A 23,231-nucleotide genomic window follows, 5' to 3' on the forward strand; every position below is an offset into this window, starting at 1 on the left:
AACCTTTCGCTCGAATCGTTGCCGACCCTAGATCGTGTCGGCCGGGAGGCCAAGAAGGGCAGCGGCGGCGAAGGCCGCCCGGGAGAAGAGTCCCCGTTTTTCTCTGCCGGCCGTATCAGGCACTTGAACGTGGGATCGGCGCGAGAAGGTCTAGAGGAAGCTCGTGCCGTGCTTTCCCGAGGGCAGGCCGAGATGGGCGGCGACGCTCTCGCCGATGTCGGCAAAGGTCTCGCGATGGCCGATGCCACGCGCAGCGATACCCGGTCCAAAGCCCAGCACCGGCACGTTCTCGCGGGTATGGTCGGTGCCCGGCCAGGTCGGATCGCAACCATGGTCGGCGGTGATGAGCGCGAGATCGCCCGGCCTCAGGGCCGCGAAGAGTTCGGGCAGGCGCCGGTCGAAGGCTTCGAGCGCCGCGGCATAGCCGGCGACGTCGCGGCGATGGCCGAAAGACGAATCGAAGTCGACGAAATTGGCGAAGACGAGATCACCGTCGCCGGCATCCCGGATCGCGCCGAGCATGGCGTCGAACAGCGCCATGTTGCCGTCGCCTTTCCGCACCTCGGAAATACCCTGGTGCGCAAAGATGTCGCCGATCTTTCCGATGGCGATGACCCTCCGCCCGGCCGCAACGGCGCGGTCGAGAAGGGTCGCCTCCGGCGGCAGGACGGAGTAGTCGCGCCGGTTGGCGGTACGCCTGAAGGACCCGGCGCTCTCGCCGAGAAAGGGCCGGGCGATGACGCGGCCGATGTTCAGCGGGTCGACATGCCGGCGCGCCGTCTCGCACAGGGCATAGAGCCGCTCCAGCCCGAAATGCGTCTCGTGCGCGGCGATCTGCAGCACGCTGTCGCCCGAGGTGTAGAAGATCGGTCTGCCCGAACGGATGCTCTCTTCGCCCAGATCGGCGATGATTTCGGTGCCCGAGGCGTGGCGGTCGCCGAGAATGCCCGGAATCTGGCTGTCGTCCATGATCCCGGCGATCAGGCTGGCGGGGAAGGTCGGGACGGTCTCGGGGAAGTATCCCCACTCGAAGCGCACCGGCACGCCGGCGATTTCCCAATGCCCGGACGGCGTATCCTTGCCCCGCGATACCTCGCCGGCCGAGCCCCAGAGCCCTGTCGGCTCTGCCGCGGCGCCAGCCTTGCCCGCGGCAGAGCCGAGGCCGAGCGCCTCCAGATGGGGAAGCGCAAGCCGTCCCTGGCGGCCGATATCGGCCTTGCCCGCCGCGCAGGCCGCCGCGATGTGGCCATAGGTGTCGGCGCTGGTGTCGCCAAACGCTGCCGCGTCGACGGCGCCGCCGATGCCGAACGAATCCATGACGATCAAGATGGCGCGGCGCATACTCTGTCCCCCCGTGCGTGCCGCGCGACGCGGGCCCCTCGTGGCCACATCTCAGGCGGCGCATCGAGGCTCGCAGATGGGGCGCTGGCAGAGATTTTCAAAGCGTCAGGGTGGAACAGCCGTTCGTGGGCGATGTGACGCTGGCGCCGATGCGCGGATCGAGATAGCTCGTCCCACCCATCTCCGTCAGGCTGGAGAGGCCATAGGCCGTCAGCGGAGTGTAGGGAAAGCGCGTCTCCGCCACGATGATGTAGCGGTCGCGCAGCGCCGCAAATTGCCCCGGAAGGGTGAAGGAGGCATTGGCTGCAAGCTTGGCCATACCGGTCGTCGGACAGGACCAGTGCACCTTGGCGACGCCCTGGTTGTCGATGTGAACGGAGGTCACGCGGATCATGAGACCGGTAGAGCTGTACGGCGCCAGCAGGGATTTCGCGATGTCATAGATGCCCTCGAAGTCGGTCTGGCTCAGCGTCTGGGCCTGGGCGACGAGGTCGTTGATGGTGCTCGCGGTATGCTCGACCTTGCGGTTGATGGTCACCGCCATCGAGATTTCCGATCCGCCGAGATAAAGGGCGAACAGGAAGGGGGCGATCAGCGCGAATTCCACCGCCCCGATGCCGGCCTGGCAGCGCCGGAGATCGCCCATTCGCGAGCGGAGCATGCGGACGCGCGCGACCAAGGCCATCAGAAGGGCTCCGTCCGGAAGGCTGCCATGGAATAGAGGAGGTGCGATCCGTCCGCCATGTCGGAGAGGTAGGCGCGCATCATGTCGGTGTGGATCGGCCACTTGTAGTAGACGCGCAGGGCGTTGATCGTCTCCGGCCCGCCGAGCTGGTACCCGAACCCGCTGGGATCGATGTCGCCGTTCTTGACCGGCGTCGGCTGGTTCAGCGCGCCGAAGTCCGGATAGACCTTGATGTCGACGTTGAGCTTGCTGCAGTCGAGGAGGAATTCGACGCCCTTGCAGATTTCCTTCTTGAAATCCTCCGCCGTCATGTTCGCCTTCTGCAACTCGCCGGTCCTGACCTTGCGCGCCACGCGGTCCACGGACTGGTCGAGCGTCAACTCGGCCAGGAACACGATGGAGGTCTCGATGATGGCGAAGATCGTCAGGAAGAAAGGGACGGCGAGGATGGCGAATTCGACGGCGGCCGACCCACGACGATCGCCGGCAAGCCGGAAAATCCGGCCGCGCCGATGCCCGCCGGACGGGCGTATGCCGCCGTCTTCGGTCGTGCTGTCGAAGCGAGGCATGCCGCCGGTCCTCCACGGTCGATGATCCAATCTCGAACCATGGAGAACATTCGTTGACAATTCGTTGCGTGGCCGCGGAACGCTATTTTTCCGGACCTGCCGAGATGGTCTGGCGGGTGTTGAACTGGCCGGCGGCATTGGCGAAGGCTTCCGACGTGTCGCCGATCGTCACGGTCGGCTCGCAGGTCGGAAGACAGGCGAAGGTGGTGCGCTCGGCCTGGCGGTAAATCCGGACGGTGCTTTTTTCGAAAGCGTGGACGGCGACTTCCTCGTCGAGGATGGAGGCCCCGTCGCCATCGAGAACGACGAGGTTGGTGATGCCGTAGGACCGGCCGGTCAGGACCAGCGTGCGGGAATCATGCACCGTGATGTCGACGATCGACGGATTGCCGATGATCACGCTCGCGGCCGGGCGATCGATCTTCAGGATGCGTGCATGGTCGACCGAGACCTGCAGACGCTCGTTGGCGAGGGCGCTTCCGCAGGCTGCGGCGGTGAGGATCGTTGCGATGATGGCGCGGTGTCTGAACATCGGGGAACGATCCGTCGTGGGATTTCTGCAAGGTCGAAACTAAGGCCGTTTCGGTGAATGAATCCTTAACCGACGCCATGTTTTTCACTAATCGTTCACTGCGTTGCTCGGACGTTCGGATGTGAACATTTTAACGGTGTTTCTTAAGCCGGTCGAAACAGGGTTCGGGTAGCTTCTGGACATCCGACCGACGGGGATTGCGTCGTCGGGATGTTTCCTCCTCTCTCGGATCTCAAGGAGTTCTCCATGACCAAGACCCTCAAGCGCTTCATCAACAACGAGTCCGGCGCGACCGCGATCGAATACGCTCTCATCGCCGGCATCATGGCCACCGCCCTGATCGCCGCCTTCACCGTCCTGTCGCCTGCCCTGCTCGATGCCTTCACGTCCATCGGCGAGACGATGCAGGTTCAGTAACTCTGAACTAAAGAGGGCGTTCGGTCAGTCCGACGCCCTCTTTTTTCTGTATGTGCAAACTGCTTAACGCCGTCTCTGGCGGGACAGTGCTGTTTTCCGGGCGATGTCATCAATCGCGTCGGTCCGGCGGCTATCCCTCGTTCCGGCGCCTTCTCGATCGTTCGACGACGCCGGCTCGGACGGCGATCGAGACCTAGTCTTGTCCGCCTCTTGCAGGGCTGCCCCATGATACCTGCCGTCATCCTCGTGGTTTTCCCTTTCGCGATGGCCTATGCGGCCTTCTCCGACCTCGTGTCGATGACGATCGCTAACCGCGTCTCGGTGGTTCTCGTCTTGGCCTTTACAGCCGTCGCCCTCGCGATCGGCATGCCGCTCGCCGATATCGCGCAGCATTTCGGCGTTGCCGCGATCTGTCTCGTCGTGACCTTCGGCTGCTTCGCCCTCGGCTGGATGGGCGGCGGCGACGCCAAGCTCATCGCGGCGACGGCTCTCTGGTTTGGTCCGACGACAGCTCTCGTTGAATATTTCCTCTGGGGTTCGGTTTTCGGAGGTATCCTGACCCTCGGACTTCTGGCCGTGCGCGGAACCATGGCGCCGGTCACCGGGGTCGATTTCTTCGACCACCTGCTCCAAAGCGATACCGGCATTCCCTATGGCATCGGTCTCGGGGCTGCCGGACTGTTTGTCTACAGTTCGTCCGACTGGGTCGCTCTGGCGGTCCGGGGCGTCGTCTGAAGCGCCGACCGTAACGACCAGGGAAGACCGTGGACCCGTCGAGCTTTGCCGACTGCCTGAAAAAGGGTTCCAACCCCGTAAGGAAAAGACGATGCGGCCTGTCCTCACGCGCTTTCGAAACGATCGCTTCGGTGCCACAGCCATAGAATACAGTCTGGTCGCGGCACTTGTCGCCACAGCACTGATCGCGGCCTTGGCGCTTCTGACTCCGGAGTTGAACGCGAGCATCACGAGTATCGCCGAATTGATCGGTGCCGTCTGAAGCTGCCGTTCCGTCCGATGTGTGATCGGACAGGTCACTCACGCAAAACCCCTTATCTCCCTTGCGCCTGTCTCTGCCCCGGAGCCCGATAGTTGTTCGCGACGCGAAAACGTCTCGTCGCGGTCGGCCGTGTGATCAGAGCCTGCTGTTGGAGAGCAGACGAACGCTACAAGCTGCCCGGGCGATGCTTGCGTCGCGGGGCTCGTCGGACCGCAAGACGAACGCCCCAGCGAAACTCAATGGAATACGACCAATTCGGACGCCGAGTAGGGGTTCGTTAACCATGCATTGACGATTCATCCTTCATAAAGCTTCAAGCCGGTCCGCGATCGCGGGCACTGTTTGAGGGTTGGAGATGAAGATAGCTCGCCTGGCCGTTCTCGGCGTCGCAGTCCTGGCCGCAGGCGGCGCCGGCTTTATCGCCCTGCTGATATCGGCGGAGAAGCCTGCCGAGCCGGTCATCATCACCGCCACGCCGGCCGAGCCGCCGATCAAGCTGACCGAAGTGCTCGTCACCGACAAGGACATCGGGATGGGAACTTCGGTCGATGGCGCCCTGTCCTGGCAAAAATGGCCGGAGGACGGCGTCAGCGACACGTTGATCCTGAAATCCGCCCGTCCCGATGCCATCGAGGCTCTGAAAGGATCGGTCGCCCGGCAGTCCTTCTTCGCCGGCGAACCGGTGCGCGACAGCAAGCTCATCAAGACCGATCGCGGCTTCATGTCGGCGATCCTGCCGGCCGGAAAACGCGCGCTCGCTCTGCAGATCTCGGCGGAGACCTCGGCCGGCGGCTTCATCCTGCCCAACGATCACGTCGACGTCATCATGACGCGCCGCAAGCAGAACGGCGAGCAGGCGACCGAGTTCGACACCGAGACGATCCTGCGCAACCTGCGTGTCCTGGCCATCGACCAGACGATCGAGGAGCAGAACGGTGCCAAGGTGGTTGTCGGCTCCACCGCCACGCTCGAGGTCGATCCCTCACAGGCCGAGGCGCTGACGGCGGCGCAACCCATGGCCGAACGCCTGGTCCTGTCCCTGCGCTCGCTGGAGGACTCCGTGCCCGGCTCGCCCGGTTACGCTGCGTTCCTTCTCGCCGGCGAGAAGTCCCCCACCAAGATCCGCATCGTCCGCTACGGCAAGACGAGCGACATCACGACCAAGAAGTGACGCGCGCCATGGCGATCCAGCTCCCTTCGCTCCCCAAAATCTTCGCCGCGCGGACCGCGCACTCGGTCGTCGCCTCGTGGCTCGCCGTGACGACGGCCATGGCGCCGCTGCTGGCGGCCCTGCCGGCGGAGGCAGCCTCCTCCTCCATCGTCCAGGTCAGCCGGGTCAACCAGGCGATCAGCCTCGGTCTCGACAAGTCCAAGGTGATCGACCTTCCTGTGGATGCGCATGACATCCTCGTCGCCAATCCGGCCGTCGCCGATGCCGTGACGCGCACCGCGCGCCGCATCTACATCTTCGGCAAGCAGGTCGGCCAGACGAACATCTTCGTCTTCGACGCCAGCGGCCGCGAGATCGCCGTCCTCGACCTGCGCATCGAGCGCGACGTCGCCGGCCTCGAAGGCTCGATCCGCAAATATATCAAGGATGCCGACGTCAAGGTCGAGATCCTCAACGACAACATCGTCCTGACCGGAACGGTGCAGACGCCGCAGGACGCCTCTCGCGCCGTGCAGCTGGCCAATATCTACCTGAGCGGCGGCGAGGCGACGACCGGCGCCTACATCAAGAGCGCCACCAGCGGGTCGGGCCCCCAGGGCGGCGACGTCAGCCAGGCCCAGGAAGACCGGCGCCAGAGCCAGATCGTCAACCTCCTGCAGATCCAGGGCGAAGACCAGGTGATGCTGAAGGTGACCGTCGCCGAGGTGCAGCGTTCGGTGATCAAGCAGCTGGGCTTCAACGGCACCGGCTCGTCTGTCATCGACGGCATCAGCGTCGGTTCGCTCGGAGACAATCCCTTCGCATTCGGCAAGGCAGTTTCGCAGTCGGCGATCGGCTTGGCGGGCTCGATTGGCAATGGCAGCATCGATGCGCAGCTCAATGCCATGGAGCAGGCTGGCGTGATGAAGACGCTAGCCGAGCCGAGCCTGACGGCGATCTCCGGCGAAAGCGCCAGCTTCAAGGTGGGCGGCGAGTTCACGGCGCCAGAGGGTCAGCAATACACTGCCGGCGAGCCGGCGCGGACCGAATTCAAGGGTTTTGATGGCAGTGGTCAGCCCGTCTACGAGACCATCCCCGCCACGCCGAGTTCCCGGCAGATCCAGACCAAGACCATAGACTACGGTATCGGGCTCGACTTCACGCCGGTCGTCTTGTCTCCCGGACGCATCAGCCTGAAGGTGCGGACGGCTGTTTCCGAGCCGACCTTCGAGACGCCTTTCCATGTTTCCGGCGGCAGAGATGGCGGCGTCGGCTCCGTCAGCATCCGCAAGCGCCTCGCCGACACCACCGTCGAGCTCCCTTCCGGCGGCTCCATGGTCATCGCGGGCCTCGTGCGCGACGAAACGCGCCAGGTCATCTCCGGCTATCCCGGCATCTCGAAGATCCCGATCCTCGGCACGCTGTTCCGCAGCCGCGATTTTCAACGCTACGAGACCGAGCTCGTCATCATCGTCACGCCCTATCTGGTGCGCCCGGTGGCCCGCAACGCACTGGCGCGGCCGGACGACGGGCTGAACTTCTCGGCCGATGGCGCCGCCAACTTCCTCGGCCGCGTCAACCGCGTCTATGGCGCGATGGACACCGATCTTCCTCCCGGCCGGTACCACGGCGTCGTCGGATACATCTACAAATGAGCGCTTCGAGGAGAGAACCCGTGTCCAGCCTTTCCCGGCGCGCGCCTGCGCCGCGAGCCGGCCGCCGTGCCGCCCTTGCCCTCGTCGCCTCGCTCGCCATCCTCGGCGGCTGCGCCGACCGTCACTCGATCGAGGTCGGCTCGATCCCCGACGACTACCGCACGCGCCACCCGATCGTCGTCGGCGAGGACGAGGAGGTGCTGGAAATTCCGGTCGTCTCCTCGGAAGTCCGCCTGCCGCCGGCCTCGCGCGACCGCGTCACCACCTTTGCCCAGCGCTTCCGGCGCTCCGGCTCGGCCGCCATCCGCGTGCTGTTGCCATCGGGCTCCGACAATTCCGCCGCCGCCGAGCTCGCCTCGCGCGACGTGGTCAAGGCCCTGCACAAGGAGGGCATCCGGTCCGACCGGATCCTGGTGCAGCCTTACCGCGCCCGCGGTTCCCGGGGGCCGGCGCCGATCCGCCTCTCCTTCGCCACCCTGACGGCCAAGACCGCTCCCTGCGGCCGCTGGCCCGAGGATCTCGGCGACACCCACGAGAACAAGAACTATTTCAACTTCGGCTGTGCCAGCCAGCAGAATCTCGCGGCCCAGATCGCCGATCCGCGCGACCTTCTGGGTCCCCGCGGCATCGACCCGATCGACGCCGAGCGCCGCACCACCATGCTCGGCGACTATCGCGAAGGCAACCGGACGAGCTCTCAGGCGCCCGTCACCGAATCAACCTACGACTGGTAGCCGGAGACAGGGTGATGAGCAGACTGTCCAGTGACTCCGAAAATGCCCAAATGAGCTTTGCCGGCGAACAATCCGCCGCGATGGACGCCGTCCGGCCCGTTCCGCGGATCTCGATCCAGGCATTCTGCGAGACCGACGGCGTCGCCAAGCCGATCGAGCGCGCAGCCGAGGACCGGCGGATGGCGAAGGCCCATGTCCGGGTCCACATGGGCGGCATCCGTGCCGCGACCGAGCACTATGCCAGCGCGCCGACGCCCAACCTCGTCATCCTGGAATCCAAGGCCCCGCCCGGCGAGCTGGTCGGCGAACTCGATGGTCTTGCCGAGGTCTGCGATCCCGGTTCCAAGGTGGTCGTCGTCGGCCACTACAACGATGTCGCGCTCTACCGCGAGCTGATCGGTCGCGGCATCTCGGAATACCTCGTCGCCCCGATCGCCATGTCCGACCTGATGGCGGTCATCGGACGCCTGTACATGGCCGACGATGCGCCGCCGATCGGTCGCACGCTCGCTTTCGTCGGCGCCAAGGGCGGCGTCGGTTCCTCGACGCTCGCCCACAACGTCGCCTGGTCGATCTCGCAGCTGTTTTCCAGCGACGTCGTCCTTGCCGATCTCGACCTTCCCTTCGGAACCGCCAACATCAACTTCGACCAGGATCCGGCCCAGGGGATCGCCGAGGCGATCTTCTCGGCCGACCGGCTGGACAGCGTCTTTCTCGACCGCCTCCTGTCGAAATGCGCCGACCACCTGTCGCTGCTCGCCGCCCCGTCGATCCTCGACCGGACCTACGACTTCGACATCGACGCCTTCACGGCCCTCATCGAGACGGCGCAGCGATCGACGCCGGTGGTGGCGCTGGACATACCGCACGGCTGGAGCGACTGGACGAAAAGCGTCCTCTCGCGCGCCGACGAGATCGTCATCTGCGCTACGCCGGACCTCGCCAACCTGCGCAATGCCAAGAACCTCGTCGATACGCTGACGCGGGCGCGGCCGAACGACAAGCCGCCGCATCTGGTGCTGAACCAGCTCAACATCCCCAAGCGCCCCGAGATCAGCCCGGAGGAATTCGCCGAGCCGCTCGGTCTCGATCCGATCGCCCTGATCGGCTTCGATCCCGCGGCCTTCGGAACGGCGGCCAACAACGGACGGATGATCGCCGAGGGCGACGTGAAGCACCCGGCCGTCGAGGCTTTCCAGCACATCGCCCATGTCCTGACGGGGCGGGGGGAAGCGAAGAAGGCGAAGCGGTCAGGCCTGTTCAGCCTGTTGAAGCGCAAGTGACGCCGTGGACCCGCCGTCAAGGCCGCCCCCGGCCTCGACAGGCGGAACGCGCCGCTCGGAAGAACTAGAGAGAGTTGGCCATGTTCGGAAAGCGCGCAAACGAGAGGGAGGTTCCGGCAAGGGTCGCCGAGCGCCCGCAGCCGACGCCGGCACCTGCGCCGGCCATCCGGTCGGAGATCCCGGAGCCCCGTGCCGCCGTCGTCGAGGCGCCGCCTTCGCCCCGCGTGCCGCGCGAGCGGACAGCCTCCTACTACGAGACGAAGACGCAGGTCTTCGCCGCGCTGATCGACACCATCGACCTGTCGCAACTCGCCCGCCTCGACGTCGAGAGCGCGCGCGAGGAAATCCGCGACATCGTCAACGACATCATCTCGATCAAGAATTTCGCGATGACCATCGCCGAGCAGGAGGATCTCCTCGGCGACATCTGCAACGACGTCCTCGGCTACGGCCCGCTCGAGCCGCTCCTGATGCGCGACGACATCGCCGACATCATGGTCAACGGTCCCCACCACACCTTCATCGAGGTCGCCGGCAAGGTGACCGAGACGAACGTCCGCTTCCGCGACAACCAGCAGCTTCTCAATATCTGCCAGCGCATCGTCAGCCAGGTCGGCCGGCGCGTCGACGAATCCTCGCCGATCTGCGACGCGCGCCTGCCTGACGGCAGCCGCGTCAACGTCATCGCGCCGCCGCTCGCCATCGACGGCGCCGTCCTGACCATCCGAAAATTCAAGAAGGACAAGCTGACCCTCGACCAGCTGGTGAAATTCGGCGCGATCTCGCCGGAGGGCGCGACGATCCTCCAGATCATCGGCCGCGTGCGCTGCAACGTCATCATCTCCGGCGGTACCGGTTCGGGCAAGACGACGCTCCTGAACTGCCTGACGCGCTATATCGACGAGGACGAGCGTATCATCACCTGCGAGGACACGGCGGAACTGCAGCTGCAACAGCCGCACGTCGTGCGTCTCGAAACCCGGCCGCCCAACATCGAGGGCGAGGGCGAGATCACGATGCGCGACCTGGTGAAGAACTGCCTGCGCATGCGGCCCGAACGCATCATCGTCGGCGAAGTCCGCGGACCGGAGGTCTTCGATCTCCTGCAGGCGATGAACACCGGCCATGACGGCTCGATGGGCACGATCCACTCCAACAGCCCGCGCGAATGCCTGAACCGCATGGAGTCGATGATCGCCATGGGCGGCTTCTCGCTGCCGGCAAAGACGGTGAAGGAGATCATCGTCGGCTCCGTCGACGTCATCGTCCAGGCGGCGCGCCTGCGCGACGGCTCGCGCCGGATCACGCACATCACCGAGGTGGTCGGCATGGAGGGCGACGTCATCACCACCCAGGACCTCTTCGTCTACGACATCATGGGCGAGGACGCGTCCGGCAAGCTTGTCGGCAAGCACCGCTCGACCGGCATCGGCCGGCCGGTGTTCTGGGACCGCGCCCGCTACTACAACGAGGAGCAGCGGCTGGCCCGGGCGCTCGACAGCTCCGAAGTCAAGAGCGTCTGAGGCGAATCCGATGTCGATCCTCGCGCTCACCCTCTTCGTCCTTCTCTCCACCGTGGCCGCCTCCGCGGTGGCCTACGCGTTCCTGCAGCCGCGCATTGCCGCGGAGAAGAACGCCGAGGCACGGCTGAACCAGTTCAAGAGAGCCGAGACTGACAGCACGTCGAAGCGGGTCGCACGCGACCGAATCCAGGAAGTCGCCAAACGCCGCAAGACCATCCAGAACTCGCTGCAGCAGATCGAGGACAAGCAGAAGGAGCGGTCCCAGCAGAACGCCAAGCCGAGCCTGCAGCGCCGGCTCGAACAAGCCGGACTGAAGATCTCGGAACGGCAGTACCTCATCATGAGCGTCTGCGCCGGACTCGTGCTGGGCCTTCTGGGTCTCCTTCTCCAGCCCTCGCTGATCGCGGCGCTCGGCATTGCCATCGTCGGCGGCCTCGGCCTGCCGCGCTGGACCCTCAATTATCTCCGCGGTCGCCGACAGAAGAAGTTCATCGCGGAGTTTCCCAATGCGGTCGATCTGATCGTGCGCGGTGTCAAGTCCGGCCTGCCTTTGAACGACACCTTCCGCATGATCGCCAGCGAGGCGGCCGAACCCGTACGCTCGGAGTTCCAGAAGATCGTCGAGGCCCAGCAGATGGGCATGACCGTCTCGGAATCGGTCGAGCGGCTGTACCAGAGCATTCCCTTGGCCGAGACCAACTTCTTCGCCATCGTCATCATGATCCAGAGCCAGGCGGGCGGAAACCTGTCCGAGGCTCTCGGCAACTTGTCGAGGGTCCTGCGTGACCGCAAGAAGATGAAGGCCAAGATTCAGGCGATGGCCATGGAGGCCAAGGCGTCGGGCGGCATCATCGGCGCGCTGCCGTTCATCGTCGCCGCGCTCGTCTATCTCACGACGCCCGATTACATCAGCCTCCTCTTCACCAACACGATCGGCAACATCATCCTCATCGTCGCCGGGTTCTGGATGACCATCGGCATCGTGGTGATGAAGAAGATGATCAACTTCGACTTCTAGGCTTGGCCGAAACGCGATTGGTCGCCCGACGCGGGGGCAGCCCCGGAACAACAACGGAACAGCGTCATGGACTCCATCCTCGCCGTCGTCGGCCTTTCCAGTTCGCAGGCGCTCGCCATCTTCGTCACCGTCGCGGTGTTCACGACGATGGTGACCGTCGCCATGCCGCTGCTGTCGGGCAACAATCTGAAGACGCGCATGAAGGCCGTGGCGCTCGAGCGCGAGGAGGTTCGCGCGCGAGAGCGGGCACGCCTGTCGATCGAGAAGGAGCGCGGGCGCAAGGGCTCCGTCCGGCAGGCGGATAACTCGGGTCTTGCCGCCGCCGTCGTCGAGAAATTCAATCTTCGCAAGGCGCTCGTCGACGACAACACGGTCGGCAAGCTGCGCATCGCCGGCTTTCGCGGCCAGCGGCCGCTGACTTTGTTCCTGTTCGCGCGCGTCACGCTGCCGCTGGTGATGCTGACGTTCGCGGTGATCTACATCTTCGGCATCGGCCTCATGGCCGAGCAGCCCATGATGCTGCGCGTCTGCATCTGCCTGATGATCGCCTATGTCGGCTTCTACATGCCGAACATCTACATTTCCAACAAGGCGGCGAACCGCAAGCAGTCGATCGGCCGGGCCTGGCCCGATGCCCTCGACCTCCTCCTCATCTGCGTGGAATCAGGCCTGTCGATCGAGGGCGCGTTCCGCCGCGTGTCGGACGAGATCGGCATCCAGTCGGTGCCGCTGGCCGAGGAACTGGTACTGGTCTGCGCCGAACTCTCCTATCTGACCGACCGCAAGACGGCCTACCAGAACCTGGCGTCGCGCACGGGGATCGAGGATGTCCGCGCCGTCTCGACCGCCCTCATCCAGGCAGAGAAATACGGCACGCCGCTCGGCCAGGCGCTGCGGACCCTCTCGCAGGAAAGCCGCGACATGCGCATGAACGCCGCGGAGAAGAAGGCGGCCGCCCTGCCGCCAAAGCTGACCGTGCCGATGATCGTGTTCTTCCTGCCGGTGCTGTTCGCCGTCATCATCGGCCCCGCCGTCATCCAGATCATGGCGGCGACGTAGAGCGCCGGGAAAAAGTGGCTCCGGTTTTTCACAATACCCGGCGCGGCAAGCTGAAACGCTAGGCTGAATTCAGCTCGAAGCGCCGCAAGCCCGCGCTGGCGGGGCCCTCAAGGTTCGGCCCGACTGGGGAAAGCCCCAAGGAAAGACGGCCGGAACCACGAGGGTCCGGCCGCCTAATGGAAGACCTTATCGTCGCCGCGACGCAGGCGGCGTCAGCCCTTCCTTTCGTCCTTGTCCTTCAGCATCGACCAGGTGTTCTGCTGCGCCAGCATGCCGCGGAGAAAGGCGACGTTCGCCTTGGCATCTTCCGGCGACAGCTCGGCGCTGGCGATCGTCTCGGCTTCCTGAAACCGTCCCTGCAGCCCGACGACCAGCGCGAGGTTCTGCCGGATGCGGCTGTCGGCACCCGGCCGGCCGGCCGCCTGGCGCAGGTAGCTTTCGGCAGACTTCAGGTCGTTGGCCAGAACGTAGGACATGCCGAGATTGGAGAGGATGGACGGCTCGCCCGGCTGGATCTCCAGCGCCTTGCGGTAGAGCGTGCGGGCCGCATCCGACTGGCCCATCTGGTCGAGGATCGCGCCCTCCGCCGAATAGAGCCGCCAGTCCGGCGAGTCGGGCGTCTGGGCGCGGCGCACGGTCTCCAGCGCCTTCGGCAGGTCGCCGGCGGCGGCCAGCGCCTTGCCGTAGGCGGCCAGCACGTCGCGGTCCTTCGGGTGGGCGATGGCCATCTGCTGCATGACGGCGAGCGACTGATCGTTGCGGCCGGCCATCTGCAGCGCCGAGGCATAGCCGAGGCCGACGGCCTTCACTTTCGGGTTCTTGTCGTAGGCCATGCCGTAAGTGGCGACGGCACCGTTCAGCTCGACCGCGGACATCCGGTCGAGGGGTTTTGCCATGCGCGGGGCGCCGATCGAGCCGGTCGTCATCTTCGATGTCGAGGCGCAGCCACCGACGCCGACCAGAAGCGCGATCGCCGCGGCAGCGAAGGCCTTGCGATAGATCGGCTGGCGGCCATTATGCGCTTGAACCATGCTGTCCCCTGTCTCATCTTGCCGCCGCCATCGCTGCGGCGGCCGGGTCGTCAGGGCAGGTTATTTTGTCAACCCTTCCCCGAGCTTGCCGGGAAAGGTCCGCATGAGGATTCCCCGACATGAGCACTCTTCTCTCCAGCGCCGGCGCCGGCTCCCGACCCGTGTGGGCAGCCAGCGCGGACAGCCTCGACGCACTGCCGCCGGAAGCGGCGCGCTGGGCCGCCGGCGTCCGTTTCAAGGCCGGTGCCGGCGAGGTGCTGCTCGTGCCCGGCGATGGCGGTACGATCGCCGGCGCAATCCTCGGGCTCGGCGCGGCTGTCCCGGCAGCGGACCGGGATCGGCTGTCGCTTCTGGCCGGAGCGCTGGCGTCGAGCCTTCCCGACGGCGACTGGCATCTCGCCGAAGGGCATGGCCTCGACGCTGACGCGGCGGGACTCGCCTTCCTCCTCGGCGGCTATCGGTTCGATCGATACCGCTCCAAGCCGGCGCCGTCGGCCGCGGTCCGGCTCTCGCCCGGCGAGGGCATCGACACGGGCTCGGCGGAAGCCATCGGCGCCGGGGCTTTTCTCGCCCGCGATCTCATCAACACCCCGGCCAACGACATGGGCCCCGACGCGATCGAGCGGGCGGCCCGGGTGCTCGCCGAGCGTTTCGGCGCCAGCATCGAGGTCGTCGCGGGCGACGACCTCCTCGCCCGCAATTTCCCGATGATCCACGCCGTCGGCAGGGCCAGCGCCATCGCGCCGCGGCTGATCGACCTGACGCATGGGCGCAGCGACGCGCCGAAGGTGACCCTCGTCGGCAAGGGCGTTTCCTTCGACACCGGTGGCCTCGACATCAAACCGGCCTCCGGCATGCTGCTGATGAAGAAGGACATGGGCGGGGCCGCGAACGTTCTCGGCCTGGCGCAGATCCTGATGACGCTGAAGCTCGATATCCGCCTGCGGGTGCTCGTGCCGGCCGTCGAGAACGCGATCTCGGGCTCTTCCTTCCGCCCGAGCGACATCCTGAGGAGCCGCAAGGGCAAGACGGTCGAGATCGGCAATACCGACGCGGAGGGGCGCCTGGTGCTTGCCGATGCGCTGGCGCTCGCCGACGAGGAGGCGCCGGAGATCCTGATCGACATGGCGACGCTGACGGGCGCCGCCCGCGTCGCCCTCGGCCCGGATCTGCCACCCTTCTTCACCGCCGACGAGACGCTCGCGGCAGAGCTCGCCGCGGCCTCGCTCGCCGTCTCCGATCCGATCTGGCGCCTGCCGCTGTGGCAACCCTATGCGAAGACGCTCTCGTCAAAGGTCGCCGACATCAACAACGTCACCCCCGACGGCTTTGCCGGCGCGATCACCGCCGCGCTCTTCCTTCAGGGCTTTGTCGAGAAGGCCAAGGCCTGGGCGCATTTCGACATCTATGGCTGGCGCCCGCAGTCTGGGCCGACCGGGCCTGTCGGCGGCGAGGCGCAGGCCATTCGCGCCATCCATCACGTGCTGAAGGGACGCTACCCCCACTTTGACGGGGCGGTCTAGCCCGACATGCGGGTATGCGCCAGCAGAGCCCGATCGCAGGACCGGAGATCGGGCTCTGCCGGCCGGTCGCGCCGCCTGCGCGCGAGCGAAACGGATCCGAAACGAAGTGCTGCTAGCGTCGCGCCATGGGCATCGATATCCGACCCGCACAGGCGCTCCGGCTGCTGCATCAGACGGCCCTCGAGGAGGCGCGCGCCGACGCGCCGGATCTGACCTTGCGCCAGACCGCAATCCTCCTCACCATCTATCTCGAGCCGCCGCCGCACACGGTGCGCGGCCTTGCCGCGCGATTGAACGTCACCAAGCCCGTCATCACGCGGGCGCTCGACACCATGGGCGGCTATGGTCTCGTCGAACGCCGGCGCGATCCCGCCGACAGGCGCAACGTCCTGATCAAGCGCACGGTCGCGGGCAGCCTGCATGTCTCGAAAATGGCCGACCGGCTGGTCGAAAAGGCCGGAGAACTCGCCCCATGACCCTCGACCCCCGCGTCAACGCCTTCCGCCCCGACCTTGCCGACCGCCGGCTCGAAGGAAAGGTCGAGTCCCGCCATTTCGTCGACGGTCGGCCGGAGCGCGTGACGGTGTCGGCGGCCGCCCTCCGGCGCGAACCACGCCCGGACGCAGCGCAGGAGACCGAAGCGCTCTTCGGCGAAAGCGTGCTGGTGTTCGAGACGACGGAGGAGGGCTGGGCCTGGGTGCAGCTCGATGCCGACGGCTATGTCGGCTGGATGGCGTCGGCGGCCCTCGGGCAGGCTGATTCCCCGACGCACCGCGTCGCGGTGCCGCGCACGCTGCTCTTCCCCGGTCCCGACATCAAGCTGCCGCCGCTGATGGGCCTGCCCATGGGGGCGCTGCTGACGGTGAGCGGCGAGGCCGAGGATCGCAATGCCCGCTATGACCTCACGACGCCCACCGGCGCCGTGGTGGCGCAGCATCTCGGCGCTCCCGGCGAACATGCGCCGGACTTCGTCGCTGTCGCCGAGCGCTTTCTCGGCGTCCCCTACCTCTGGGGCGGCAAGACGACGCTCGGCATCGACTGCTCGGGCCTCGTGCAGATGGCCCTCGCGATGGCCGGCATCGATGCGCCGCGCGACACCGACATGCAGGAGCGCGCGCTCGGCACCCGCCTTGCCGGCATCGAGCCTCTCCGGCGCGGCGACCTCGTCTTCTGGAAGGGGCATGTCGGCATCATGCTGGACGGGCAGATGCTGCTGCACGCCAATGCCCATCACATGATGACCGCGAGCGAGCCGCTCGCCGAAGCGATCGCCCGCACCGCCGCACGGGGCTCCGCCGTCACGAGCATTCGGCGTCTGGGGTCGTAGGCCGGCCTTGAACGACCGGCCGGTATTCGGAACGGCTCAGTAGCCGGCCTTCCGGTCGACGAGGTGCTGCAGAGGCTCGCCGCGCTCGAAGGCGTCGATCTGTGAGAGGATCTGCGGCACCAGCGCATCGGCGTTCGAGGTGGCGGCGGCATGCGGCGTGACGAAGACGCGCGGATGCTTCCACAGCCGGCTGGAGGCAGGCAGCGGCTCGGTCTCGAACACGTCGAGCGACGCCTCCATCAGCGTCTCGTCGTCGAGCGCCTTGAGGATCGCCGTCTCGACCTGCAGGCCGCCGCGTCCGGCATTGATCAGCACCGGACCGCCGATCGGCGTGCGCTGCTTCAGCCGCGAGAACAGGCCGGTGTCGAGAATCCCATGCGTTTCCGGCGTGATCGGCAGCAGGACGACGAGGATGTCGGTGCGGGCGAGGAAGGGATCGAGTCCCGAGGCCCCGTGAAAGCTGTCGACACCGGCGATGGTCTTTTGCGTTCGGGACCAGCCGACAATTCTAAAGCCCAGCATTCCGAGTTTCTCGGCGGCGTCGCGGCCAAGCTCGCCGAGGCCCATGATTCCGACCGTCAGCTCGCGCGCCGCCGGCTGCACGCGGTCGTGCCAGATTCCGGCCGCCTGCTGGGTACGATAGGCCATGCCACGGCGAAAATGGTCGAGCACCCGCCATACCACGTATTCGCTCATCCGCCCCGTCAGGTCGTCGGCCACGATCCGCACGATCGGGACGTCCGGCAGGTGCGTGTCGCGCAAGATGTGGTCGACGCCGGCGCCGATCGAGAAGATCGCCTTCAGGTTCGGCAGGCCGGCGAGGATGCCCGGCCTCTGCTTCCAGACGATGGCATAGTCCACCGAAGGATCGCTTCCACTGTTCGGCTCGAGGATCACCGGACGCCGCGGCGCCAGCCTGTGCAAGGCGTTGATCCAGTCGGTCGGCTGGAAGCCGGTGACGGAGAGGAGAATCGTCACGCTGTCGTTCCTTATGCGGCGGAGAAGCTCCGTTCGGCAGGGGATGGTCGCCCGCCGGGTTGCGGGAGCGCGGCGGGGTCAGGCCGGCACGCCATCCTTGTCCGCATTTTCTACGGCGATCGCAAGCGCCGTCGCTCGCGCGCGGCCCTTGCGGGCGAACCAGTGCGTGCAGGCGATGAGAAAGCCGTTCTCCACCCGGCCCTCGTCCACTGCCGCGATCAGCGCGTCGACGGGCGCGGCGATCGGCCTGATGTCTTCGTGCTCGGCGGCCAGGCCGGCGCTCGAAGCCAGTGCCGCGCTGTCGACGATGGCGAGGAAGACAAAGGCATATTCGTCGGTGAGGCCGGGCGAGGGCAGCATGCTAAAGCAGCGCTCGACGGCCCGCGCTGAAAGGCCCGTCTCCTCGGCCAGTTCGCGCATGGCGGCCGCTTCCGGCGTCTCGCCGTCGTCGACGAGCCCGGCCGGCAGTTCGAGCGCGGCCGCGTTTGCCGTCTTCAGCGCGGCACCGATGCGGAACTGCCGGATCACCACGATCTTGTCGAGGACGGGGTCGTAGGGGATGACGACGACCACCGACCCCGTGCTGATCAGCTCGCGCCGCATCGGCCCCACCTGCGTCTCGCCGTCGAGCGAGGCATGCGTCAGCGTCACCGCCTCGAACGGCCGAAAACCGTCGCAGAGTCGCTCGCGCCGCGTCAGCATGACATCGAGGGGCTGGTCGGCGAGGACGTCGCGGTAATGGTTGCCGGTCATGGCTGGATAATGTCCGTCGGAGCCGCGGCGATGTCGAAGGCGGCGGCCATCAGCGCCTTCGTGTAGTCGGTCTGCGGCCGCTCGAAGATCTCCACGGCGGGCCCGCGCTCCATGACAACGCCGTTGCGCATGACGATCACCTCGTTGGCCAGCGCCCTGACGACCTTCAGGTCGTGGCTGATGAAGAGATAGGCGAGGTCGTGCTTCTTCTGCAGGTCGCGCAGGAGGTCGACGACCTGCGCCTGCACGCTCATGTCGAGCGCCGAGGTCGGCTCGTCGAGCATCACGAAGCGCGGATTGAGCACCATGGCGCGGGCGATGGCGACGCGCTGGCGCTGGCCGCCGGAGAACTCGTGCGGGTAGCGAAAGCGCGTCGCGGGATCCAGCCCGACCTCGTTCAGCGCCGCCACGACGCGCGCGTCGCGCTCCTCGGCTCGCAGTGTCGGCTCGTGCACGGCGAGCCCCTCGGCGATGATGTCGGCGATGGTCATGCGCGGCGACAGCGAGCCGAACGGGTCCTGGAAGACGATCTGGATCTTTCGGCGCAGCGGCCGCATGGCGGCAAAGGATCGGGTGTCGATCGGCTCACCGTCGAAGCGGATGGCGCCCTTGGATGAGATCATGCGGGCGAGCGCGAGGCCGAGCGTGGTCTTGCCCGAGCCGGACTCGCCGACGACCCCGACGGTCTGGCCGGCGCGCAGCGTGATGTCGATGCCGTCCACTGCCTTGATGTAGTCGGTGGTGCGCCTGAGGAAGCCCGTCCGCACCGGAAACCACACCTTCAGGTTCTCCGCCTCCATCACCACCGGTGCGTTGAGATTGGCCGGCGGCGGCGATCCCTTCGGCTCGGCCGCCAGGAGATGGCGGGTGTAATGGTGCTGCGGGTTGGCGAAGATCTCCTCGGTCGGGCCGGTCTCGACGATCTTGCCGCGATACATCACGCAGACCCGGTCGGCGATCTTCCTGACGATGCCGAGGTCGTGGGTGATGAACAGCATCGCCATCTGGCGCTTCTGCTGCTGTACCTTCAGGAGTTCGAGGATCTGTGCCTGCACGGTGACGTCGAGCGCCGTCGTCGGCTCGTCGGCGATGAGGAGGTCCGGCTCGTTCGCGAGCGCCATGGCGATCATCACGCGTTGCCGCTGGCCGCCGGAGAGCTGATGCGGATAGGCGCCGAGGCGCTTTTCCGGATCGCGGATGCCGACTTGGTGGAGAAGCTCGAGCGTGCGCCGGTTCGCCTCCTTGTCGGAGACGCCGCGGTGGATCTTCAGGACCTCGCCGACCTGACGCTCGATCGTGTGCAGCGGATTCAGCGAGGACATCGGCTCCTGGAAGATCATCGAGATCTTGTTGCCGCGAACCTTTCGAAGGTCCGCCTCGTCGTCGTCGATAAGGTTCTCGCCGCGATAGTAGACCGCGCCACCGGGGTGGCTGGCGGTCGGATAGGGCAGGAGCTTCAGGATCGACAGCGCCGAGACCGACTTGCCCGAGCCGCTTTCGCCGACGAGCGCCAGCGTCTCGCCTTTGTCGATGTGGAAGGAGACGTCGTCGACGGCAAGGCTCGTGCGCCCATTCTGGTGGAAGGCGACCTTCAGGCCCTGCACGGAGAGGAGTGCCCCCTCCGCCAGTTCAGGGCGGGCCGGCGGCACGGGGCGGGCGGCGGCGACGGCCGGGGCCGGGGCGGCGGGCGGCGCGGATCGGCTCATGCTGTGGCTCCCAGCGGTCGGCTTGGATGGTCGTGACGGACGACCGGGCGATCGGCGACCGAGACGCCGGTCGCCGCATGCTCGGCCTTCCCACCATGATCATGACCGTGATCGCTATCATGGTCGTGACGGGGGTCGGAGGTGCCGTCTCCCGCGGCGTCGGCGCAGGCGTCATGCTCGATCTCGACGGTCACATGCGCGATGCCAAAACGCGCCGCCATTTCGCGCTTGATCGCGCGAATCGTGCCGGCGGCCTCGGTGCCATCCGCGATCCGGGCATGCAGAGTCGCGGCGCAGCGTTTGGGCGTGATCGCCCAGACATGCACATGGTGGATGTCGACGAGACCGGGGATGGACGCCCTCAGATGCGGCCCGACATCGGCGCTGTCGATGCCTTTCGGCGTGCCCTCGAGGAGGATGTGGCCGGAGTCGCGCACGAGGCCATAGGCGTTGCCGAGGATCAGAACGGCGACCAGAACCGACAGGATCGGATCGATCGGCATCCAGCCGGTGAAGAGGATCACCAGCGAGGCGGCGATGGCCGCGAGCGAGCCGAGGAGGTCGCCGGCGACGTGCAGCAGGGCGCCGCGCATGTTCATGTCGTCCTTGTCGCCGCCGTGGAGGACGAAGAAGGCCGCGACGTTGACGAAAAGCCCGCCGACCGCCACCGCCAGCATCGGCCCGCCGAGGATCTCGACCGGCTCGGATAGCCGTCGCCACGCCTCGAATCCGATGAACAGCGCGATGCCGAAGAGGACGAGCCCGTTGGAATAGGCGACGAGAATCTGGAACCGGTCGTAGCCATAGCTGCGCCTGGCATCCGCCGGCCGCCGCGCCAGGCGCATGGCGAACAGAGCGAGCGACAGGCCGGCGAAGTCGACGAACATGTGCCCGGCATCGGCGAGCAGCGCCAGCGAGCCCGAGATCAGGCCGCCGGCGATCTCCGCCAGCATGAACCCGCCGGTCAAAGCGGCGGCCCAGATCAGGCGCTTCTCGCTGGCATGGCCGGCGTGGTCGTGATCGGCGTGGGAAGAGCCGGGGGCATGGGAGTGGTCGGCATGGGGCACCTTGCGGTCAAACATGCGGCCAGCCCTCCAGCTTGTCGATATTCGGGTCATCGACCGAAATGCACCGAAGCCCCGGCGGAACTCGCAAGCGCTTGTCCGATGAAATCAAGACGCTGCACTTCTCCGAGAGTGCCGTCGCCACATGGATGCTGTCAGGAAGTTTGCCGTTCAGGGCAACGCGCAACTTTGCGCTTTCGCGAAGAATCGGCATATCGATTGGCCGGACGTCCAGGAGGCGATCTTCGTGCAAGAGTTCTTCGTAGAGCGCGATGAGCCAGTCCTGCTTCTCCTTCATGGGGCGGACCAGCACCTCTGCCAGAGTGATCTGGCTTGTGACGAGATGGCACATTCCCTTCTCCGACATCTCGAAGATGGAGCGGAGACTCTTATGCTGCTCCTCGACAAAGGCGATGATTGCGTTGGTATCGAGGTAGACACGGGGCGGCCTCAATCCCACTCGTCCCTGAGCGCACGGATGCGGGCCACTGCCTCTTCGGTCGTCGTTCCCAGGTGGCTCGCCGCGCCCCAATAGCGCAGATATCGCGGCTTTCTGTCGGCGGGTATCTCCTCGACGGTCACGCGCACGAGATCGTCTGCCCCGAAGGCGCCCCGCAGTCGCTCCGGCAATTCTCCGGCGGCGACGTCGTCGACAATGAACTTTCTCGCTTCGTTCATCCCACCCTCACCGAAAACTCTTCCTCGGATCGAACGCGTCGCGCACCGCCTCGCCGACGAAGACGAGCAGCGACAGCATCAGGGAGAGTACCACGAAACCGGAGATGCCGAGCCAGGGTGCCTGCAGGTTGTTCTTGCCCTGGGCGAGGAGTTCGCCGAGCGAGGGCGAGCCGGGGGGGAGGCCGAAGCCGAGGAAGTCGAGCGAGGTGAGGGTGGTGATCGAGCCGTTGAGGATGAAGGGCAGGAAGGTCAGCGTCGCCACCGTCGCATTCGGCAGCAAATGGCGGACCATGATCGTCCAGTCGCCGACTCCGAGCGCCCGCGCCGCCGTCACATATTCGAAGTTGCGCGCCCGCAAAAACTCCGCCCGGACGACGCCGACGAAGGCGACCCAGGAGAACAGGAGCATGATGCCGAGGAGAATCCAGAAGCCGGGTGGCAGGATCGCGGCGATGATGAGCAGCAGATAGAGCACCGGGATCGAGGTCCAGATCTCGATGAAGCGCTGGAACAAGAGGTCGACCCAGCCGCCGAAATAGCCCTGTACCGCGCCCGCCGCGACGCCGATGACGGCCGACAGGCCCGTCAGGATCAGTCCGAACAGCACGGAGATGCGAAAGCCGTAGATGAGGCGCGAGAGCACGTCGCGCGCCTGGTCGTCGGTGCCGAGCCAGTTCATGTTGCCGAAGGTGCAATTCGGGTCGTTCACCCCTTGCGGGTACTGCGCGCAGCGCTCTTCCTTCGAGAATGTCCAGGACGGGGCGGAGGGGGCCGGCGTCGGGATCTCGTTGTTGACGGTGCGATAGGAGTAGCGGATCGGCGGCCAGATCATCCAGCCATTGCCGCGGATCTCCTCCTGCACGAAGGGGTCGCGGTAGTCGGTCACCGGCAGGAAGCCACCGAAGACTTCCTCGGGATAGTCCTTGAAGATCGGGGCGTAGTACTCGCCCTTGTATTCGACCAGCAGCGGCTTGTCGTTGGCGACGAACTCGGCCCCGAGCGTGCCGAAGAACAGGAAGAGAAAGATCCAGAACGACCAGACGCCGCGGCGGTTGGCGCGGAAATTCTGCAGCCGGCGCTGGTTCAGCGGCGAAAGGCGGCTGCGCACGACCTGCGCGGAAGGCGCCATCTGCGCGGTGCCGGCGCTGTCGATCGCGGCGTCCTCGCGCGCCTCGACGGCCGAGGGGATGGACGAGGCGGCGCGCTCT

Annotated in this window: 25 protein-coding genes; 13 read left to right on the forward strand and 12 right to left on the reverse strand. The window is 66.3% G+C overall.

The genetic code is table 11. From position 1 onward, the window contains the following. Positions 1-150: 150 nt before the first annotated feature. From Sa4125_RS00930 to Sa4125_RS00945, 4 genes are all read right to left on the reverse strand, one after another. The gene (locus Sa4125_RS00930; RefSeq protein ID WP_224002753.1) at positions 151-1,341 is read right to left on the reverse strand and encodes a phosphopentomutase; all 1,191 of its coding nucleotides are present in this window, start codon (positions 1,339-1,341) and stop codon (positions 151-153) included. Between the two features lie 97 nt (positions 1,342-1,438). Beyond that, entirely contained in the window at positions 1,439-2,026 is a 588-nt protein-coding gene (locus tag Sa4125_RS00935) for a TadE/TadG family type IV pilus assembly protein (protein ID WP_224002756.1), read from the reverse strand. Further along, positions 2,026-2,595, reverse strand: a complete 570-nt coding sequence (locus tag Sa4125_RS00940) for a TadE/TadG family type IV pilus assembly protein (RefSeq protein WP_224002758.1) — start codon at positions 2,593-2,595, stop codon at positions 2,026-2,028. Before Sa4125_RS00940 ends, Sa4125_RS00935 begins: the two co-directional genes overlap by 1 nt. Positions 2,596-2,677: 82 nt before the next feature. Beyond that, complete coding sequence (locus Sa4125_RS00945; RefSeq protein ID WP_224002760.1) at positions 2,678-3,127, reverse strand: pilus assembly protein N-terminal domain-containing protein; 450 nt, start codon at positions 3,125-3,127, stop codon at positions 2,678-2,680. Between the two features lie 246 nt (positions 3,128-3,373). On the opposite strand from Sa4125_RS00945, the gene Sa4125_RS00950 reads away from it, so the two are divergent. The 10 genes from Sa4125_RS00950 to Sa4125_RS00995 all read left to right on the forward strand — a co-directional run bounded on the left by Sa4125_RS00950 (position 3,374) and on the right by Sa4125_RS00995 (position 12,963). After that, entirely contained in the window at positions 3,374-3,544 is a 171-nt protein-coding gene (locus Sa4125_RS00950) for a Flp family type IVb pilin (protein WP_224002762.1), read from the forward strand. A gap of 225 nt (positions 3,545-3,769) precedes the next feature. Continuing rightward, the gene (locus Sa4125_RS00955) at positions 3,770-4,279 is read left to right on the forward strand and encodes a prepilin peptidase (protein WP_224002764.1); all 510 of its coding nucleotides are present in this window, start codon (positions 3,770-3,772) and stop codon (positions 4,277-4,279) included. Positions 4,280-4,370: 91 nt separating this feature from the next. Further along, complete coding sequence (locus tag Sa4125_RS00960) at positions 4,371-4,541, forward strand: Flp family type IVb pilin (protein WP_224002766.1); 171 nt, start codon at positions 4,371-4,373, stop codon at positions 4,539-4,541. Between the two features lie 355 nt (positions 4,542-4,896). Beyond that, positions 4,897-5,712 (forward strand): Flp pilus assembly protein CpaB, encoded by an 816-nt coding sequence (gene cpaB / locus Sa4125_RS00965; RefSeq protein WP_224002768.1) that lies wholly within the window; start codon positions 4,897-4,899, stop codon positions 5,710-5,712. A gap of 98 nt (positions 5,713-5,810) precedes the next feature. Then, complete coding sequence (locus Sa4125_RS00970; RefSeq protein WP_224007393.1) at positions 5,811-7,346, forward strand: type II and III secretion system protein family protein; 1,536 nt, start codon at positions 5,811-5,813, stop codon at positions 7,344-7,346. A 20-nt stretch (positions 7,347-7,366) separates the two neighbouring features. Continuing rightward, positions 7,367-8,080, forward strand: coding sequence for a CpaD family pilus assembly protein (locus Sa4125_RS00975; protein WP_224002770.1), 714 nt, complete (start codon positions 7,367-7,369; stop codon positions 8,078-8,080). 14 nt (positions 8,081-8,094) lie between these two features. Continuing rightward, positions 8,095-9,363: a CpaE family protein gene (locus Sa4125_RS00980; protein WP_224002772.1), complete on the forward strand. Its 1,269-nt coding sequence runs from the start codon at positions 8,095-8,097 to the stop codon at positions 9,361-9,363. An 80-nt stretch (positions 9,364-9,443) separates the two neighbouring features. Beyond that, the gene (locus tag Sa4125_RS00985) at positions 9,444-10,886 is read left to right on the forward strand and encodes a CpaF family protein (RefSeq protein WP_224002774.1); all 1,443 of its coding nucleotides are present in this window, start codon (positions 9,444-9,446) and stop codon (positions 10,884-10,886) included. 10 nt (positions 10,887-10,896) lie between these two features. Beyond that, on the forward strand, positions 10,897-11,904 hold the full coding sequence (locus Sa4125_RS00990) for a type II secretion system F family protein (RefSeq protein ID WP_224002776.1): 1,008 nt from the start codon (positions 10,897-10,899) through the stop codon (positions 11,902-11,904). A 66-nt stretch (positions 11,905-11,970) separates the two neighbouring features. Next, positions 11,971-12,963: a type II secretion system F family protein gene (locus Sa4125_RS00995; protein ID WP_224002785.1), complete on the forward strand. Its 993-nt coding sequence runs from the start codon at positions 11,971-11,973 to the stop codon at positions 12,961-12,963. 212 nt (positions 12,964-13,175) lie between these two features. Here Sa4125_RS00995 and Sa4125_RS01000 read toward each other — a convergent pair whose 3' ends face one another. Continuing rightward, a complete protein-coding gene (locus Sa4125_RS01000; RefSeq protein ID WP_224002787.1) occupies positions 13,176-13,994 on the reverse strand; it encodes a tetratricopeptide repeat protein in 819 nt (272 codons plus the stop codon). Between the two features lie 119 nt (positions 13,995-14,113). On the opposite strand from Sa4125_RS01000, the gene Sa4125_RS01005 reads away from it, so the two are divergent. The 3 genes from Sa4125_RS01005 (at position 14,114) to Sa4125_RS01015 (ending at position 16,844) form a co-directional block, all read left to right on the forward strand. Beyond that, on the forward strand, positions 14,114-15,517 hold the full coding sequence (locus Sa4125_RS01005; protein WP_224002789.1) for a leucyl aminopeptidase family protein: 1,404 nt from the start codon (positions 14,114-14,116) through the stop codon (positions 15,515-15,517). Positions 15,518-15,642: 125 nt separating this feature from the next. Further along, entirely contained in the window at positions 15,643-15,993 is a 351-nt protein-coding gene (locus Sa4125_RS01010; protein ID WP_224002791.1) for a MarR family transcriptional regulator, read from the forward strand. Further along, complete coding sequence (locus Sa4125_RS01015; RefSeq protein WP_224002792.1) at positions 15,990-16,844, forward strand: C40 family peptidase; 855 nt, start codon at positions 15,990-15,992, stop codon at positions 16,842-16,844. Before Sa4125_RS01010 ends, Sa4125_RS01015 begins: the two co-directional genes overlap by 4 nt. A gap of 36 nt (positions 16,845-16,880) precedes the next feature. Here Sa4125_RS01015 and Sa4125_RS01020 read toward each other — a convergent pair whose 3' ends face one another. From Sa4125_RS01020 to Sa4125_RS01050, 7 genes are all read right to left on the reverse strand, one after another. Then, on the reverse strand, positions 16,881-17,822 hold the full coding sequence (locus Sa4125_RS01020) for a glyoxylate/hydroxypyruvate reductase A (protein WP_224002794.1): 942 nt from the start codon (positions 17,820-17,822) through the stop codon (positions 16,881-16,883). Positions 17,823-17,900: 78 nt separating this feature from the next. Next, on the reverse strand, positions 17,901-18,575 hold the full coding sequence (locus Sa4125_RS01025; protein ID WP_275967459.1) for an NUDIX hydrolase: 675 nt from the start codon (positions 18,573-18,575) through the stop codon (positions 17,901-17,903). Further along, complete coding sequence (locus tag Sa4125_RS01030) at positions 18,572-20,203, reverse strand: ABC transporter ATP-binding protein (RefSeq protein WP_224007400.1); 1,632 nt, start codon at positions 20,201-20,203, stop codon at positions 18,572-18,574. Before Sa4125_RS01030 ends, Sa4125_RS01025 begins: the two co-directional genes overlap by 4 nt. Before the next feature lie 74 nt (positions 20,204-20,277). Then, the gene (locus tag Sa4125_RS01035; RefSeq protein WP_224002796.1) at positions 20,278-21,363 is read right to left on the reverse strand and encodes a cation diffusion facilitator family transporter; all 1,086 of its coding nucleotides are present in this window, start codon (positions 21,361-21,363) and stop codon (positions 20,278-20,280) included. After that, positions 21,356-21,799, reverse strand: coding sequence for a type II toxin-antitoxin system VapC family toxin (locus tag Sa4125_RS01040; RefSeq protein WP_224002798.1), 444 nt, complete (start codon positions 21,797-21,799; stop codon positions 21,356-21,358). The genes Sa4125_RS01035 and Sa4125_RS01040 overlap by 8 nt, the downstream gene beginning before the upstream one ends. Beyond that, positions 21,796-22,023, reverse strand: a complete 228-nt coding sequence (locus Sa4125_RS01045) for a hypothetical protein (protein ID WP_224002800.1) — start codon at positions 22,021-22,023, stop codon at positions 21,796-21,798. The genes Sa4125_RS01040 and Sa4125_RS01045 overlap by 4 nt, the downstream gene beginning before the upstream one ends. A 7-nt stretch (positions 22,024-22,030) precedes the next feature. Next, positions 22,031-23,152, reverse strand: a complete 1,122-nt coding sequence (locus Sa4125_RS01050) for an ABC transporter permease (RefSeq protein WP_224007402.1) — start codon at positions 23,150-23,152, stop codon at positions 22,031-22,033. Positions 23,153-23,231 lie beyond the last annotated feature (79 nt).

It is taken from the genome of Aureimonas sp. SA4125 (genome assembly GCF_019973775.1).
Taxonomy (GTDB): Bacteria; Pseudomonadota; Alphaproteobacteria; order Rhizobiales; family Rhizobiaceae; genus Plantimonas.

Bases quoted from the DNA above. Each gene is read 5' to 3' on its own strand.
- Sa4125_RS00930 (WP_224002753.1), bottom strand. From the start codon at position 1,341: ATGCGCCGCGCCATCTTGATCGTCATGGATTCGTTCGGCATCGGCGGC.
- Sa4125_RS00935 (WP_224002756.1), bottom strand. From the start codon at position 2,026: ATGGCCTTGGTCGCGCGCGTCCGCATGCTCCGCTCGCGAATGGGCGAT.
- Sa4125_RS00940 (WP_224002758.1), bottom strand. From the start codon at position 2,595: ATGCCTCGCTTCGACAGCACGACCGAAGACGGCGGCATACGCCCGTCC.
- Sa4125_RS00945 (WP_224002760.1), bottom strand. From the start codon at position 3,127: ATGTTCAGACACCGCGCCATCATCGCAACGATCCTCACCGCCGCAGCC.
- Sa4125_RS00950 (WP_224002762.1), top strand. From the start codon at position 3,374: ATGACCAAGACCCTCAAGCGCTTCATCAACAACGAGTCCGGCGCGACC.
- Sa4125_RS00955 (WP_224002764.1), top strand. From the start codon at position 3,770: ATGATACCTGCCGTCATCCTCGTGGTTTTCCCTTTCGCGATGGCCTAT.
- Sa4125_RS00960 (WP_224002766.1), top strand. From the start codon at position 4,371: ATGCGGCCTGTCCTCACGCGCTTTCGAAACGATCGCTTCGGTGCCACA.
- cpaB (WP_224002768.1), top strand. From the start codon at position 4,897: ATGAAGATAGCTCGCCTGGCCGTTCTCGGCGTCGCAGTCCTGGCCGCA.
- Sa4125_RS00970 (WP_224007393.1), top strand. From the start codon at position 5,811: ATGGCGCCGCTGCTGGCGGCCCTGCCGGCGGAGGCAGCCTCCTCCTCC.
- Sa4125_RS00980 (WP_224002772.1), top strand. From the start codon at position 8,095: ATGAGCAGACTGTCCAGTGACTCCGAAAATGCCCAAATGAGCTTTGCC.
- Sa4125_RS00985 (WP_224002774.1), top strand. From the start codon at position 9,444: ATGTTCGGAAAGCGCGCAAACGAGAGGGAGGTTCCGGCAAGGGTCGCC.
- Sa4125_RS00990 (WP_224002776.1), top strand. From the start codon at position 10,897: ATGTCGATCCTCGCGCTCACCCTCTTCGTCCTTCTCTCCACCGTGGCC.
- Sa4125_RS00995 (WP_224002785.1), top strand. From the start codon at position 11,971: ATGGACTCCATCCTCGCCGTCGTCGGCCTTTCCAGTTCGCAGGCGCTC.
- Sa4125_RS01000 (WP_224002787.1), bottom strand. From the start codon at position 13,994: ATGGTTCAAGCGCATAATGGCCGCCAGCCGATCTATCGCAAGGCCTTC.
- Sa4125_RS01005 (WP_224002789.1), top strand. From the start codon at position 14,114: ATGAGCACTCTTCTCTCCAGCGCCGGCGCCGGCTCCCGACCCGTGTGG.
- Sa4125_RS01010 (WP_224002791.1), top strand. From the start codon at position 15,643: ATGGGCATCGATATCCGACCCGCACAGGCGCTCCGGCTGCTGCATCAG.
- Sa4125_RS01015 (WP_224002792.1), top strand. From the start codon at position 15,990: ATGACCCTCGACCCCCGCGTCAACGCCTTCCGCCCCGACCTTGCCGAC.
- Sa4125_RS01025 (WP_275967459.1), bottom strand. From the start codon at position 18,575: ATGACCGGCAACCATTACCGCGACGTCCTCGCCGACCAGCCCCTCGAT.
- Sa4125_RS01035 (WP_224002796.1), bottom strand. From the start codon at position 21,363: ATGTTTGACCGCAAGGTGCCCCATGCCGACCACTCCCATGCCCCCGGC.
- Sa4125_RS01045 (WP_224002800.1), bottom strand. From the start codon at position 22,023: ATGAACGAAGCGAGAAAGTTCATTGTCGACGACGTCGCCGCCGGAGAA.
- Sa4125_RS01050 (WP_224007402.1), bottom strand. From the start codon at position 23,152: ATGGCGCCTTCCGCGCAGGTCGTGCGCAGCCGCCTTTCGCCGCTGAAC.